The 12,134-nt window shown below is 72.8% G+C and carries 13 protein-coding genes and 1 pseudogene; 7 read left to right on the top strand and 7 right to left on the bottom strand.

Features of this window, described 5'->3' with window-relative positions; genetic code table 11:
- Positions 1–117: 117 nt before the first annotated feature.
- The 3 genes from lptB to hpf are packed head-to-tail and all read left to right on the top strand — an operon-like array spanning position 118 to position 3,098.
- Positions 118–900 carry an LPS export ABC transporter ATP-binding protein gene (gene lptB, locus AC1MIR_RS02940; protein WP_480026691.1) on the top strand — a complete coding sequence of 261 codons (783 nt, stop codon included), beginning with the start codon at positions 118–120 and terminating at the stop codon, positions 898–900.
- A 51-nt stretch (positions 901–951) separates the two neighbouring features.
- A complete protein-coding gene (rpoN, locus tag AC1MIR_RS02935; protein ID WP_480026690.1) occupies positions 952–2,439 on the top strand; it encodes an RNA polymerase factor sigma-54 in 1,488 nt (495 codons plus the stop codon).
- 44 nt (positions 2,440–2,483) lie between these two features.
- Positions 2,484–3,098 (top strand): ribosome hibernation-promoting factor, HPF/YfiA family, encoded by a 615-nt coding sequence (hpf, locus tag AC1MIR_RS02930; protein WP_480026689.1) that lies wholly within the window; start codon positions 2,484–2,486, stop codon positions 3,096–3,098.
- A 52-nt stretch (positions 3,099–3,150) separates the two neighbouring features.
- Here hpf and AC1MIR_RS02925 read toward each other — a convergent pair whose 3' ends face one another.
- The 3 genes from AC1MIR_RS02925 to AC1MIR_RS02915 all read right to left on the bottom strand — a co-directional run bounded on the left by AC1MIR_RS02925 (position 3,151) and on the right by AC1MIR_RS02915 (position 4,965).
- On the bottom strand, positions 3,151–4,110 hold the full coding sequence (locus tag AC1MIR_RS02925) for a Bug family tripartite tricarboxylate transporter substrate binding protein (RefSeq protein ID WP_480026688.1): 960 nt from the start codon (positions 4,108–4,110) through the stop codon (positions 3,151–3,153).
- A gap of 56 nt (positions 4,111–4,166) precedes the next feature.
- On the bottom strand, positions 4,167–4,421 hold the full coding sequence (locus tag AC1MIR_RS02920; RefSeq protein ID WP_480026687.1) for a DUF1150 family protein: 255 nt from the start codon (positions 4,419–4,421) through the stop codon (positions 4,167–4,169).
- A gap of 61 nt (positions 4,422–4,482) precedes the next feature.
- Positions 4,483–4,965: an Hsp20 family protein gene (locus AC1MIR_RS02915; protein ID WP_480026686.1), complete on the bottom strand. Its 483-nt coding sequence runs from the start codon at positions 4,963–4,965 to the stop codon at positions 4,483–4,485.
- A 176-nt stretch (positions 4,966–5,141) separates the two neighbouring features.
- On the opposite strand from AC1MIR_RS02915, the gene def reads away from it, so the two are divergent.
- The 3 genes from def (at position 5,142) to truA (ending at position 7,443) form a co-directional block, all read left to right on the top strand.
- The gene (gene def, locus AC1MIR_RS02910; RefSeq protein ID WP_480026685.1) at positions 5,142–5,666 is read left to right on the top strand and encodes a peptide deformylase; all 525 of its coding nucleotides are present in this window, start codon (positions 5,142–5,144) and stop codon (positions 5,664–5,666) included.
- A gap of 108 nt (positions 5,667–5,774) precedes the next feature.
- Positions 5,775–6,680, top strand: a complete 906-nt coding sequence (gene fmt, locus AC1MIR_RS02905; protein WP_480026684.1) for a methionyl-tRNA formyltransferase — start codon at positions 5,775–5,777, stop codon at positions 6,678–6,680.
- Position 6,681: 1 nt separating this feature from the next.
- A complete protein-coding gene (gene truA, locus AC1MIR_RS02900) occupies positions 6,682–7,443 on the top strand; it encodes a tRNA pseudouridine(38-40) synthase TruA (protein ID WP_480026683.1) in 762 nt (253 codons plus the stop codon).
- On the opposite strand, the gene AC1MIR_RS02895 is transcribed toward truA, so the two are convergent.
- From AC1MIR_RS02895 to dapD, 4 genes are all read right to left on the bottom strand, one after another.
- Positions 7,416–8,477, bottom strand: coding sequence for an Ldh family oxidoreductase (locus AC1MIR_RS02895; RefSeq protein ID WP_480026682.1), 1,062 nt, complete (start codon positions 8,475–8,477; stop codon positions 7,416–7,418). The genes truA and AC1MIR_RS02895 overlap by 28 nt on opposite strands.
- Positions 8,478–8,482: 5 nt before the next feature.
- Positions 8,483–9,049: a hypothetical protein gene (locus tag AC1MIR_RS02890; protein ID WP_480026681.1), complete on the bottom strand. Its 567-nt coding sequence runs from the start codon at positions 9,047–9,049 to the stop codon at positions 8,483–8,485.
- A 20-nt stretch (positions 9,050–9,069) separates the two neighbouring features.
- A complete protein-coding gene (gene dapE / locus AC1MIR_RS02885; protein WP_480026680.1) occupies positions 9,070–10,209 on the bottom strand; it encodes a succinyl-diaminopimelate desuccinylase in 1,140 nt (379 codons plus the stop codon).
- Positions 10,210–10,289: 80 nt separating this feature from the next.
- Positions 10,290–11,126: a 2,3,4,5-tetrahydropyridine-2,6-dicarboxylate N-succinyltransferase gene (gene dapD / locus AC1MIR_RS02880; RefSeq protein ID WP_480026679.1), complete on the bottom strand. Its 837-nt coding sequence runs from the start codon at positions 11,124–11,126 to the stop codon at positions 10,290–10,292.
- Between the two features lie 139 nt (positions 11,127–11,265).
- On the opposite strand from dapD, the pseudogene AC1MIR_RS02875 reads away from it, so the two are divergent.
- Positions 11,266–12,134: pseudogene (locus AC1MIR_RS02875) on the top strand (hypothetical protein); the annotation flags it as partial.

Genomic DNA, 12,134 nt, shown 5'->3' with positions numbered 1-12,134 from the left:
GCGGGCCCTGCCGGGCCCGCCGCCGGCCCCCCCGGGGGGGGCGCGGCGGCCGCCGCCCGCCACGCCGCAGGGCGCGGCGCGCCAGCCGCGCCAGCCCCGCCCGCCGGGGACCGCGCCATGACCCCGCCGGACAGCCCCCGCGCCGAGGGCGGGCCTGCCATCCGCCTGGCCGCGCAGAATGCCGGCCTTGTCGCGATCGGGCTCGGCAAGCGCTACAAGAAGCGCCCGGTGGTGCGCGGCGTCTCGGTGAACCTGAAGCGCGGCGAGGCGGTCGGCCTGCTGGGCCCGAACGGCGCCGGCAAGACCACGACCTTCTACATGATGACCGGCCTGGTGCAGCCCGACGAAGGCCAGGTGATGATGGACGGTCACGACGTGACCTTCCTGCCGATGTACCGGCGCGCGCGGCTCGGCCTCGGCTACCTGCCGCAGGAAGCCTCGATCTTCCGTGGGCTCAGCGTCGAGGACAACATCCGCGCCGCGCTCGAGGTGATCGAGCCGATCCGCGACCGGCGCGAGCAGATGCTGGACGCGCTGCTGGCCGAGTTCGGCATCGCGCATCTGCGCCGCGCGCCGGCCCTGGCGCTGTCGGGCGGCGAGCGGCGGCGCTGCGAGATCGCCCGCGCGCTGGCCACCCAGCCCGCCTACATCCTGCTCGACGAGCCGCTGGCCGGCATCGACCCGATCGCGGTGGGCGAGATCCGCGACCTGGTGAAGCACCTGAAGGATCGCGGCATCGGCGTGCTGATCACCGACCACAACGTGCGCGAGACGCTGGAGATCATCGACCGCGCCTACATCCTGCACGAAGGCCAGGTGCTGATGGAGGGCAGCCCGCGCGACATCGTCGAGCATGAGGGCGTCCGGCGCGTCTACCTCGGGGAAAGGTTTTCCCTCTAGGGGCGCGCCGATGGGTGGGGGAAACCGCAGGCCGCAGCGGAACGGGTCGCCATGGCGCTAGGTCCGCGCCTTGACCTGAGGCAATCGCAGTCGCTGGTGATGACGCCGCAGCTGCGGCAGGCCATCAAGCTGCTGCAATCCTCCAATGTCGAGGTCTCCGCCTTCGTCGAGGAGGAACTCGAGCGCAACCCGCTGCTCGAGCGCGACGAGCGGGCGGAGCCGCGCACCCTGGCCGATGAGCGCGCACCGGAACCCGCCGCCGCGGAGCCGACCGACGCGCATGCCGCCACGACCTCCGACGCGCTGCCGAGCGCGAGCGCCGCGCCGCTCGATGCCGAGTGGGACAATGTCTATGACAGCGACGGCGGGGCCGGCCTCGGCAGCGGGATCGGGCGCGGCGGGCGCGGCGACTTCGAGGACGACCTTTCCGGCATCGAGGAGCTGGCCGATGCCCGCCTGACGCTGCGCGAGCATCTCGGCGAGCAGATCCGCCTGACCTTCCACGATCCGCGCGAAAGGCTGATCGCGGCGCAGATGCTGGCCATGGTGGATGCCGCCGGCCGTCTGCCGGTGACCGATGCGGCGATCGCCTCGGCCATGGGATGCGAGGAGGCGATGGTGGTGCAGGTCCGCCGCCGCCTGCAGCGCCTCGATCCGGTGGGCATGTTCGCGCAGAACCTGCGCGAATGCCTGGCCGTGCAGCTGGCCGAGCGGAACCGCCTCGACCCCTGCATAGAGGCGCTGCTCGACAATCTCGAGATGCTGGGCCGGCGCGACCTGCGCGGCCTGATGAAGGTCTGCGGCGTGGATCAGGAAGACCTCGCCGACATGATCGCCGAACTCAAGCGGCTCGATCCCAAGCCGGGCGCCAACTGGGACGCCGCGCCGCCGCCGATGGTGGTGCCCGACGTGCTGATGCGCCGGCTCGAGAACGGCGAGTGGAGCGTGGAGCTGAACCCGGAGACGCTGCCCCGGGTGCTGGTCAACCGCGGCTTCCACGCCCGCGCCGTGGTCGGGACGAAGTCGAAGGACGACAAGGCCTTCCTGGCCGAGCGGCTGCAGAGCGCGACCTGGCTGGTGAAGTCGCTGGAGCAGCGGGCCAACACGATCCTGAAGGTCGCGGCCGAGATCGTGCGCCGCCAGGACGCGTTCTTCCGCCACGGCGTGGCGCATCTGCGCCCGCTGATCCTGCGCGACGTCGCCGACGCCGTCTCCATGCATGAGAGCACGGTCAGCCGCGTGACCGCGAACAAGCATATCGCGACGCCGCGGGGCACTTTCGAGCTGAAGTATTTCTTCACCACCGCCATTGCCGGCACCTCCGGCAACGAGGCGCATTCCGCGGAAGCGATCCGTTTCAGGATCCGCGAGATGATCGCGCAGGAGGGCCCGGAGGACATCCTCTCCGACGACGCGATCGTCGAGCGTCTGCGCAAGGAAGGTGTGGACATCGCGCGGCGAACGGTGGCCAAATACCGGGAGGCGCTGCGTATTCCCTCATCGGTGCAGCGCAAGCGGGAGAAGGCCGTCCCGGCCTGACCGTGGGTGGCCCTCTCCGACCTCTGGAGCGGAGTTCACCCCACATGCACATCACCGTCGCGGGCAAGCAGGTCGAGACCGGCGAAGCGCTGCAGACCCATGTCCGCGAAGGCCTCGGCACCATCGCGCGGAAGTATTTCGACCACGCGCTGGAGGCCAACGTGACCTTCCGCCGCAACGGCAAGGGCCACGCCTTCGTCTGCGACATCAACCTCAAGGCCGGGCGCGACCTGTTCATGCGCGGCGAGGGCGAGGGCCCCGACGCCCATCGCGCCTTCGAGGAAGCGGCCGAGCACGTGGCGAAGCGGCTGCGCCGCTATCGCCGCCGGGTGAACGACCACGCGCGCAGCCTGGCGGCCGAGCGCGACCGCCCGCTCGGCGAGCCGGCGCGCCAGATCGTGCTGCGCCAGACCGAGGAGGAGCCGGAGGAGGCGGCCGACGAGGCCGAGGCCGCGGTCGCGAGCGGCCAGGACCATCCGGCGGTGATCGCGGAATCCATCACCAGCATCGAGGAGCTGACCGTCAGCGAGGCGGTGATGCGGCTCGATCTGCTGCAGGCGCCGGCGCTGATGTTCCGCAACCGCGCCTCGCGCGCGATGAACGTGGTGTTCCGCCGCGCCGACGGCCATGTCGGCTGGATCGACGCGAAGGCCGGATAGCGGCTTCCGGGGAACCCGTCCCTCCCCCGCCGGCGCGGGGGAGGGCGCGGGCCTACTCCACCTTCGCGCCCACCGCGCGCGCGATCTCCGTCCACTTGGCGATCTCGGCGCGCTGGAAGCTCGCCAGTTCCTCCGGCGTCGAGCCGACGGGCACCGTCCCCGCCGCGCGCATCCGCTGCTGCACCTCGGCGTCGCGGATCGCGCCGACGAAGGCGGCGTTGAGCCGCATCACCGTCTCGGGCGGCGTGCGGGCCGGCGCGAAGATGGCGTGCCAGGCGGTGCCGACCACGCCGGGCAGGGTCTCCGCGATGGTCGGCAGATCGGGGAGCACCGCACTGCGCTGCGCGCCCGCCACCGCGATGCCGCGCAGCCGCCCCGCCTGCAGCAGCGGCAGGATGTTCGCGACATCGGCGATGGTCATGGAGATGTGCCCCGCCTGCAGGTCCACCAGCATCGGCCCGCCGCCGCGATAGGGCACGTGCTCGATCTGCAGCCCGCCGCCGGCCCGCTTGAACATCTCGGTCAGCAGGTGCGGCAGGCTGCCGGCGCCGGCGGTGCCGTAGTTCAGCTTGCCCGGCTCCGCCTTCGCCAGCGCCACCAGCTCGGCCACGCTCCGCGCCGGCACGGAGGGATGCACGGCGAGCATGAATTCCACCTGCGCCGCCAGCGTCACCGGCGCGAAATCGGCGATGGGGTCGTAGGGCATGCGGCTGTAGACCGCGGCGTTCAGGGCATGGGTGGCGATGTTGCCCCAGACCACCGTGCTGCCGTCCGGTGCGCTGCGCGCCACCTGCTCGGCTCCGAGCATGCCGCCCGCGCCGCCGCGGTTCTCGACCACCACGCTGCCGCCGAGCAGCTCCGCGACCTTCGGCTGCACGATGCGCGCGACGAGGTCCACCGACCCGCCGGGGGGGAAGGGCGCGACGATCCGAAGCGCCGGCGCCTGTGCGAAGGCCCGCGGGGCGGCGAGCAATGCCGTCCCCGCCAGCAGAACCCGTCTTCCGACCCGCATGGCCCGCTCCTCCCTCCTGCCTTTGTGGGCAGCCTAGGGGGGTGGGCGACTCGGGGTCAATGAACCGCGACGGGCTCCATCTCGTGCTGCAGGATGGCCGCGGCGGCGAGCTGGCTGCTCGGCGCGGCGCCGATCGGCGTGCCATCGGCCGCGTGGATCGAGAAGGCCCGCGCACCGTTCAGCACGACCGGGCGCACATAGGCCATCTGCTCCAGCCCGAGGCGGGCGAAGTCCTGGACGGAGAGGTTGCGCAGCGCCGCGGCGCTGGCGTGGATGCGGCCCATCTCGGCACCGCCGTCATGCTCGTTCATGCTTCACTCCTTCCGGCACGTCCCGAAGAGGCCCGTGCCCCGTGCGACGAGGGTGCGTTGGTCACCCCTCCTTGATGCGGCCGTCCGCGAGCGGCTCGGCCATGCCACCGACGACAGGGCGCTGCGCGCCGCTGCCGAGGGATGCGATCTTGATGGTCTTCACCCGCGCTTCCGGCAGCGGCCGGCGCAGGTCCACATGCAGCAGGCCGTTGTCCAGCCATGCGCCTTCGACCTCGATGCCCTCGGCCAGCACGAAGGCGCGCTGGAACTGCCGGGCGGCGATGCCGCGATGGAGGAAGACGCGGCCCTCCGTGTCCTCCTTCTGGCGGCCACGGATCACCAGCTGGTTGTCCTCCTGCGTGATCTGCAGGTCGTCCATCGAGAAGCCCGCGACCGCGAGCGTGATGCGCAGCCGCGTGTCGCCGGTCTGCTCGATGTTGTAGGGCGGGTAGCCGTCGGCGCTCTTCTGCACCCGGTCGAGCATCTGCTCGAGATGGTCGAATCCGAGGAAGAGCGGCGAGCCGAACAGCGAGGGACGCGACATGCTGGGTTCCCCTGGCCTCCCCCATCCCTGCCGGCGGCCACCGGCCTGGATGTGCTGGGCAAGGCATCCAAACCGCAGGGCCCGAAGCGCCCTGCAGGACGGGATTTTGGCCCTGTCTCATGCCGTTGCAAGGGGGGTGGCGGGGGGCTAGGTCTGGCTTCCTGCGGACCGCTGTGATGACCGAAGCCGAGCTCCTCCCCATCCTCTACGTCCCCGACCCGCGGCTGCGCGCCAAGGCGAAGCCGGTCGAGCCGGGCGATCCGCGCGTGCCGGCGCTGGCCGAGCGGATGCTCGCCACGATGTACAAGGCGCCCGGCATCGGGCTGGCCGCCCCGCAGGTTGGCGAGCTGCTGCGCCTGGTGGTGATCGACCTGCGGCCGGAGGAGACGCCGCAGCCGATGGTGCTGGTCAACCCCGAGATCGTCGCGGCCAGCAAGGAGCTGGCGATGCGCGAGGAAGGCTGCCTCTCGCTGCCCGGCCAGTTCGCCGATGTGACGCGCCCGGCACGGGTGAAGGCGCGATGGACGGACCTGGCCGGCGCGCGCCAGGAGATGGAGGCGGAGGGCCTCATGGCGGCCTGCCTGCAGCACGAGATCGACCACCTGGATGGCGTGCTCTTCGTGGACCACATCTCCGCCCTCAAGCGGAACATGCTGCTGCGCAAGCTGGCCAAGGAATTGAAAGCGAAAGCCAGGGAGTAGGGATCTTCCGATGCCCTCAGACGCCGGGCGGCCGCGTCCGCGGCCTTGGCCGCGCCGCACGAGCGGCGGGCCGCATGCGCGGCGTCGCCCGCCTGCGGCGGCCGCCTGATGCGCATCGCCTTCATGGGCAGCCCGGACTTCGCGGTGCCGGCGCTGCGCGCGCTGCATGCGGCCGGGCATGAGATCGCCTGCGTCTATGCGCAGCCGCCGCGCCCGGCCGGCCGCGGCCAGAAGGAGACCCCCTGCCCCGTCCACCGCGCCGCGCTGGAACTCGACCTGCCGGTGCGCACGCCGGCGCGGGTGAAGCGCGACGAAGCGGAGCACGCCGCCTTCGCGGCGCTCGGTCTCGATGTGGCGGTCGTGGCGGCGTATGGGCTGATCCTGCCGAAGGCCATGCTCGATGCGCCGCGGCGCGGCTGCCTCAACATCCATGCCTCCCTGCTGCCGCGCTGGCGCGGCGCGGCGCCGATTCAGGCCGCGATCCTGGCGGGCGATCCGGAGACCGGCATCACCATCATGCGGATGGAGGAAGGCCTCGACACCGGGCCGATGCTGCTGCGCGCCGCGGTGCCGATCGGGCCACGCGCCACGACCCCCGAGATCCACGATGCCCTTGCCGCGCTTGGCGCCGCGCTGATCCTGCGGGCGCTGGAGGAAGACCCGCCGGCGACGCCGCAGCCCGCGTCCGGCGTCACCTATGCGCCGAAGATCGCGAAGGAGGACGGTCGGCTCGACTGGACGCAGCCGGCGGCGGCGCTGGACCGGCGGGTGCGGGCGCTGAACCCCTGGCCGGGCTGCTTCTTCTCCCATGGCGGCGAGACCATCCGCGTGCTGGCCGCAGAGCCGGCGGCAGGCACCGGCGCGCCGGGGACGGTGCTGGATGCGGTGCCGACCATCGCCTGCGGCGACGGCGCGCTGCGCCTGCTGCGGCTGCAGCGCGCGGGGCGTGCCGCGACGGAGGCCGGCGCCTTCCTGCGGGGCTATCCGCTGCCGCCGGGAACGGTGCTGGGCTGAGATGCCCCGCTACGCGCTCAAGCTGGAATTCTGCGGCACCGGCTTCGTCGGCTGGCAGCGCCAGGCCGACGGGGTTTCCCTGCAACAGGTGATCGAGGAGGCCGCGGCGCCGCTGAACCGCGGCGAAGCGCCGCTCGCCACCGCCGCCGGCCGCACCGATGCCGGCGTGCATGCCGAGGCGATGGTGGTGGACCTGATGCTCGCCGCCGAGCTTCCGCCGGAGCGCGTGCGGGAGGCGATCAACGCCCGCACCGTACCGCATCCCGTCGTCGCGCTCGCCGCCGCGCGCGTGGCCGATGACTGGTCGGCGCGCTTCGCCTGCATCGGCCGCGCCTATCGCTACCGCATCATGAACCGCAGCGCGCGCCCGGCGCTGGAGGTAGGGCGGCTCTGGCACGTCAAGCGCCGCCTCGACGCCGACGCGATGCACGCGGCGGCACAGCGCCTGCTCGGCAGGCACGACTTCTCCGCCTTCCGTGCCGCCGCCTGCCAGGCGAAGTCGCCGCTGCGCACGCTCGATCGGCTGGAGGTGAGCCGCTTCGGCGAGGAGGTGGTGGTCAGCGCGGAGGCGCGGAGCTTCCTGCACCACCAAGTCCGCAACCTGGTCGGCACGCTGGTGGAGGTCGGCGCCGGCAAGCGGGGCGTGGCTTGGCCGCGGCAGGTGCTGGATGGGCGGGACCGGACGCAGGCCGGCCAGACCGCGCCCGCCGAAGGGCTGGTCTTCGTGGCCGCGCGCTATGCGCCGGAGCCCGACTGGACCTGATCCGGCGGCGCCACGCCGAAACGCGCCGCCAGCGTCGCCAGCGCCGGCGGGATCGATGGATGCAGCGCGACCCCGTCGGCCAGCGCCTTCGCGCGCCGCGCCATCGCCGCGTCGCCCGGCAGCCGTGGCGTCATGCCCGGCCGCGGCGGATTGCTGCGCACCGCCTGCGCCATCCATCCCGCTTCGGCCATGAAGGCCTCCGCGCCGCCGAATTTTCGGGGATCGAGCACCAGCACCAGCACGCTCGCGCCCCAATCGGTGCGGCCTTCCACCCGGCCATGGCCGGCAAGGCCGCTGGTCAGCGCCTCGACAAGCAGGCCGAGCGCCCAGCCCTTGTGCCCGGCCTCCATGCCACCGAGCGGCAGCAGCGTGCCGGCAGGATCGGTGAAGAACGCGTTGGGATCGTCGGTGGCCCTGCCCTCCGCATCCAGCAGCCACTGGCCCGGAAAGCGCGTGCCCTCGGCGCGGCGGCGGCCGGTCATGCCATTGGTCGTGATGGACATGGAGACGTCGAGGATCACCGGCCCCTCGGGCGTCGGCCAGGCGGCGGCGAGCGGGTTGGGCGTGATCACCCGCCGCGTCCCGCCCCAGGGCGCGACCGAGGCGGTGGAGGGATCGGAGCAGGTCAGCACCAGCATCCGCCCGCGCTCCACCACGGGCGGCGCATAGGCGGCGAGGCAGCCGATATGGCTGCTGCGCGCGATGGCGACGGCGCCGATCCCGAAGGTCTCGGCCGCCCGGTCCGCCACGGCGATCGCCCGGCGCACCAGCCACGGCCCGGGCAGCTTCCGCCCGTCCCAGCTCTGCACGACCGGCGTGGCGGAGACCGTCGCCGGCTCGCCCTCGGCCTGCATCTCGCCGGCGGCGAGGCTGTCGAGATAGGGCGTGAGCAGCGCGAGGCCGTGGGTGTCGTGGCCCATCAGGTCGCCCTCGACCAGAACCTCCGCCACGTCCCGCGCCTTGTCCTCGGGCAGGCCGGCGGCGCGGCAGCAGGCGGTGGCGAAGCGCAGGAGCGAGGCCGCGGCGTGGAGCATGCCGGTCATCCTTCGGACAGCGTGCGGATCAGGCCGCCCAGGAACAGCCCGAGCACGAGGTCCAGCCCGACGATCACCGCCGCGCGGCCCGGATCCACGCCCAGCGCGCGGCGTGTGACGAACCATTCCAGCCACACGGCATAGGCGAGGCCGACCAGGGTCAGCACCTGCGACAGCACGCCCGGCAGGCCGACCGCACCGGGCACCATGAGCGCCAGAAGGACCAGGTACTGAACGATGTTGGTCCAGTTCCAGGCCGAGATGAAGCGCGGCCACGCCTCATCCCGCCCCCAGGCGCGCGCGATGCCGAGGGAGAGCAGCGCGAAGGCTGTCCAGGCGATGCTGTAGCCGATCAGCTCGGCCAGCAGCCCCCGCAGCAGGCCGCCCTCCGGCGCCCCGAAATCGGCCCAGGCGAAGAAGCGGATCGCAAGGAAGGCCGGCAGGCAGATCAGCGCGGCGACGAAGGAGCGCCAGGCGCCCTGCGGCGTATCCTCCATGAGGGCGAAGCCCTCGCTGCGCCCGCGGCCGAGGAGGAAGGCGCCGGCGAGGCCGGCGACGATCACCTCGCGCATCGGCGGCGGCTGCGTCCCGCTCAGGTCAGGAACTCCTCGAGGATGGTGCGATAGGCGCCGGCCAGGGCCTGGAGTTCCGCGACCGGCGCCCGCTCGTCCACCTGGTGCGGCGTTTCGCCGACCGCGCCGAACTCCGCCACCGGACAATAGCGCGCGATGAAGCGCGCATCGGAAGTGCCGCCGCCCGTATCCAGCTTCGGCGTCACGCCCGTGGCCCGCGCGATGGCGCGCGAGAGCCCGTCCACGAAGGGGCCGGGTGACGTCAGAAAGCTCTCGCCGGAGCATTCGGTGCGCATCGTGTAGCGCGCGCCGCTGGCCTTGAAGGCGGCGTGCAGCCGTTCGGTAAGCTGCGCGCTGGTGTGATGGTCGTTGAAGCGGATGTTGAGCATCGCCCTGGCCGCGGCCGGGATCACGTTGCTCGTCCTGTTGCCGACGTCGAAGCCCGTGACCTGCAGGGTCGAGGGCGGGAAATGCGTGCTGCCATTGTCGAGCGGCGCGGCGAGCAGCGGGCCGAGCGCCGCGACCAGCCGATGGATCGGGTTGTCGGCGGCGGCCGGATAGGCGCTGTGGCCCTGGATGCCCTCCACCGTCACCCAGGCGTTGAGGCTGCCGCGGCGGCCGATCTTGATCGTGTCGCCGAGCGCCTGCCGGCTGGTCGGCTCGCCGACCAGCGCCATGTCCGGAATCTGGCCGTTGGCCTGCATCCATTCGAGGACCTTGGCTGTCCCGTCCACCGACCGGGCCTCCTCGTCGCCCGTGATCAGCAGCGAAACCGACCCCTTGTGCGCAGGATTGGCGGCGAGGAAGTCGGCCAGGCCGGCGAGGAAGGCGGCGATCCCGCCCTTCATGTCGCAGGCGCCGCGTCCATAGAGCACGCCGTCGCGGATGGCGGCGGAGAACGGGTCGTCACGCCACGCGGCGACGTCGCCGGGCGGCACGACATCCGTGTGGCCCGCATAGCAGAAGTGCGGCCCCTCCGTGCCACGGCGGGCGAAGAGGTTGTCCACGCGGTAGTCGTCGGGGCCGAAGACCAGGCGCGTGCAGGCGAAGCCGAGGGGCTCCAGGAAACGCTGCACCACGTTCAGCGCACCGTCATCGGCGGGCGTGACGGAGCGGCAGCGGATCAGCGCCTGGGCGATGGGGACGGGGTCGGTGGTCATGACGCATCCCCGCATCGCCCAGCATGCCCTGCTCCCTCTCCCGCGAAGCGGGGGAGGGTCGGGGTGGGGGTTCTCACGCGCTAATCCCTCAACAGCTCGTTGATGCTCGTCTTGCTGCGTGTCTTCTCGTCCACCCGCTTCACGATCACCGCGCAGTAGAGGCTCGGCCCCGGCGAGCCGTCGGGCATCGGCCTGCCGGGCAGCGCGCCCGGCACCACCACGGAATAGGCCGGCACGCGGCCATAGAAGACCTCGCCCGTCGCGCGGTCCACGATCCTGGTCGAGGCGCCGAGATAGACGCCCATGGAGAGCACGCTGCCGCGCTCCACGATCACGCCTTCCGCCACCTCGGACCGCGCGCCGATGAAGCACTCGTCCTCGATCACCACCGGATTGGCCTGCAGCGGCTCCAGCACGCCGCCGATGCCGGCGCCGCCCGAGATGTGGCAGTTCCTGCCGATCTGCGCGCAGGAGCCGACGGTCGCCCAGGTGTCCACCATGGTGCCGGAATCGACATAGGCGCCGACATTCACGAAGCTCGGCATCAGCACCACGCCCGGCGCGATATAGGCGCTGCGGCGCACCACCGCGCCCGGCACGGCGCGGAAGCCGGCGGCCTTGAAGCGGTTCTCGCCCCAGCCCTCGAACTTCAGCGGCACCTTGTCGTAGGCACCAGCCGCCGTGTCCATCGGCGCGCTGTCGTTGAGGCGGAAGCTCATCAGCACCGCCTGCTTCAGCCACTGGTTGACCTTCCACCCCCCCTTCCCGTCCGGCTCGGCCACCCGCGCGCCGCCGGAATCGAGCATCGCCAGCGCTTCCTCCACGCAGGCGCGGTCGGGGCCGGTGGTCTGCGCGTTCAGCGTGTCGCGGCGGGCCCAGAGCGCCTCGATGCGCGCCTGCAGGGCGGTCTTGTCCATGGTGATCCTGATCCTGGGCTGATGGGCGGGCCGCGAGGTTTGGAAGAGGGGCGATGCCCTGTCAACGCGGCCGGGCATGGCGCGACGGGCGGCGCCGGCGTCAACCAGCGGTTCAGCGCCGCGCCCTATCCTGGTCGCCATGACCGCCGGACCCGCCGATCCGCTTGCCGCCGCGCTGCTGGAGAGCCGCGCGCGCTGGCGCGATCTGGCGCTGCTGGCGTCCGACCTGCTGTTCGAGACCGACGCCGAGGGCCGCCTCACCTTCCTCGCGCCCGAAGAGGTGCTCGGACATGCCGCCGAGGTCCTGCTTGGCCAACCGGCCCGCAGCCTGCTGGCCGAGACGGAGGTGTCCGATCCCTTCGATGCAGCAGCACCGCCGCGCGGCCTGCGCGCCTGGTTCCGCACCGCGGAGGGCGACGCGGCCTGTCTGGAGGTGACGGCGCGCACCCTCGAGGCCGGCGGGCTGCGCGGCGTGGCGCGCGATGTCACGGCGGAGGAGCGGGACGGCCTCGCCACGGCGCGGATGCTGCGGCGCGCCACCGCTGTCGCGCGGCTGCTCGGCCTCGCGGAGCGCGGCCGCGCCAGCGAGGGCGCCGCCGGACCGGCCCTCGCGGCGCTGCTGGCCGGGCTCTGCCAGGCGCTCGGCTTCCGGGAAGCGGCGCTGCTGCCGGATGCGCCGGAGGATGCGGCGCCGCTCGCGCAGGCCGGGGAGGCGGACAGCGGGCCGGCCGCCACGCTTCCGCTGGGCAACGGCCTCCGCCTGCGGCTCCGGCGCGCGGCGCCGCCGGATGCCGAGGAGCGGGAGCTGCTGGCCGCCCTCGCCCCCGCCCTGGCCGGGCTGCAGGCCGAGGCGGCGCGCCAGGCCGAGCTGGCGGCGGCGGCGCGCACCGATCCGCTGACCGGCCTGCTCAACCGCCGTCTCGCCGGCAGCGGAACCGTCGCGGTGCGGGCGCGGCGGGCGAATTCGGGCGGCTCGATCTCGGCAAGGTTGTCGAAGCCCTGGGCGAA

This window comes from Falsiroseomonas sp. RANM36 (genome assembly GCF_056682175.1).
This window is presented reverse-complemented; position numbering and strand designations above follow the sequence as displayed.

Bases quoted from the DNA above. Each gene is read 5' to 3' on its own strand.
- lptB (WP_480026691.1), top strand. From the start codon at position 118: ATGACCCCGCCGGACAGCCCCCGCGCCGAGGGCGGGCCTGCCATCCGC.
- rpoN (WP_480026690.1), top strand. From the start codon at position 952: ATGGCGCTAGGTCCGCGCCTTGACCTGAGGCAATCGCAGTCGCTGGTG.
- hpf (WP_480026689.1), top strand. From the start codon at position 2,484: ATGCACATCACCGTCGCGGGCAAGCAGGTCGAGACCGGCGAAGCGCTG.
- AC1MIR_RS02925 (WP_480026688.1), bottom strand. From the start codon at position 4,110: ATGCGGGTCGGAAGACGGGTTCTGCTGGCGGGGACGGCATTGCTCGCC.
- AC1MIR_RS02920 (WP_480026687.1), bottom strand. From the start codon at position 4,421: ATGAACGAGCATGACGGCGGTGCCGAGATGGGCCGCATCCACGCCAGC.
- AC1MIR_RS02915 (WP_480026686.1), bottom strand. From the start codon at position 4,965: ATGTCGCGTCCCTCGCTGTTCGGCTCGCCGCTCTTCCTCGGATTCGAC.
- def (WP_480026685.1), top strand. From the start codon at position 5,142: ATGACCGAAGCCGAGCTCCTCCCCATCCTCTACGTCCCCGACCCGCGG.
- fmt (WP_480026684.1), top strand. From the start codon at position 5,775: ATGCGCATCGCCTTCATGGGCAGCCCGGACTTCGCGGTGCCGGCGCTG.
- truA (WP_480026683.1), top strand. From the start codon at position 6,682: ATGCCCCGCTACGCGCTCAAGCTGGAATTCTGCGGCACCGGCTTCGTC.
- AC1MIR_RS02895 (WP_480026682.1), bottom strand. From the start codon at position 8,477: ATGCTCCACGCCGCGGCCTCGCTCCTGCGCTTCGCCACCGCCTGCTGC.
- AC1MIR_RS02890 (WP_480026681.1), bottom strand. From the start codon at position 9,049: ATGCGCGAGGTGATCGTCGCCGGCCTCGCCGGCGCCTTCCTCCTCGGC.
- dapE (WP_480026680.1), bottom strand. From the start codon at position 10,209: ATGACCACCGACCCCGTCCCCATCGCCCAGGCGCTGATCCGCTGCCGC.
- dapD (WP_480026679.1), bottom strand. From the start codon at position 11,126: ATGGACAAGACCGCCCTGCAGGCGCGCATCGAGGCGCTCTGGGCCCGC.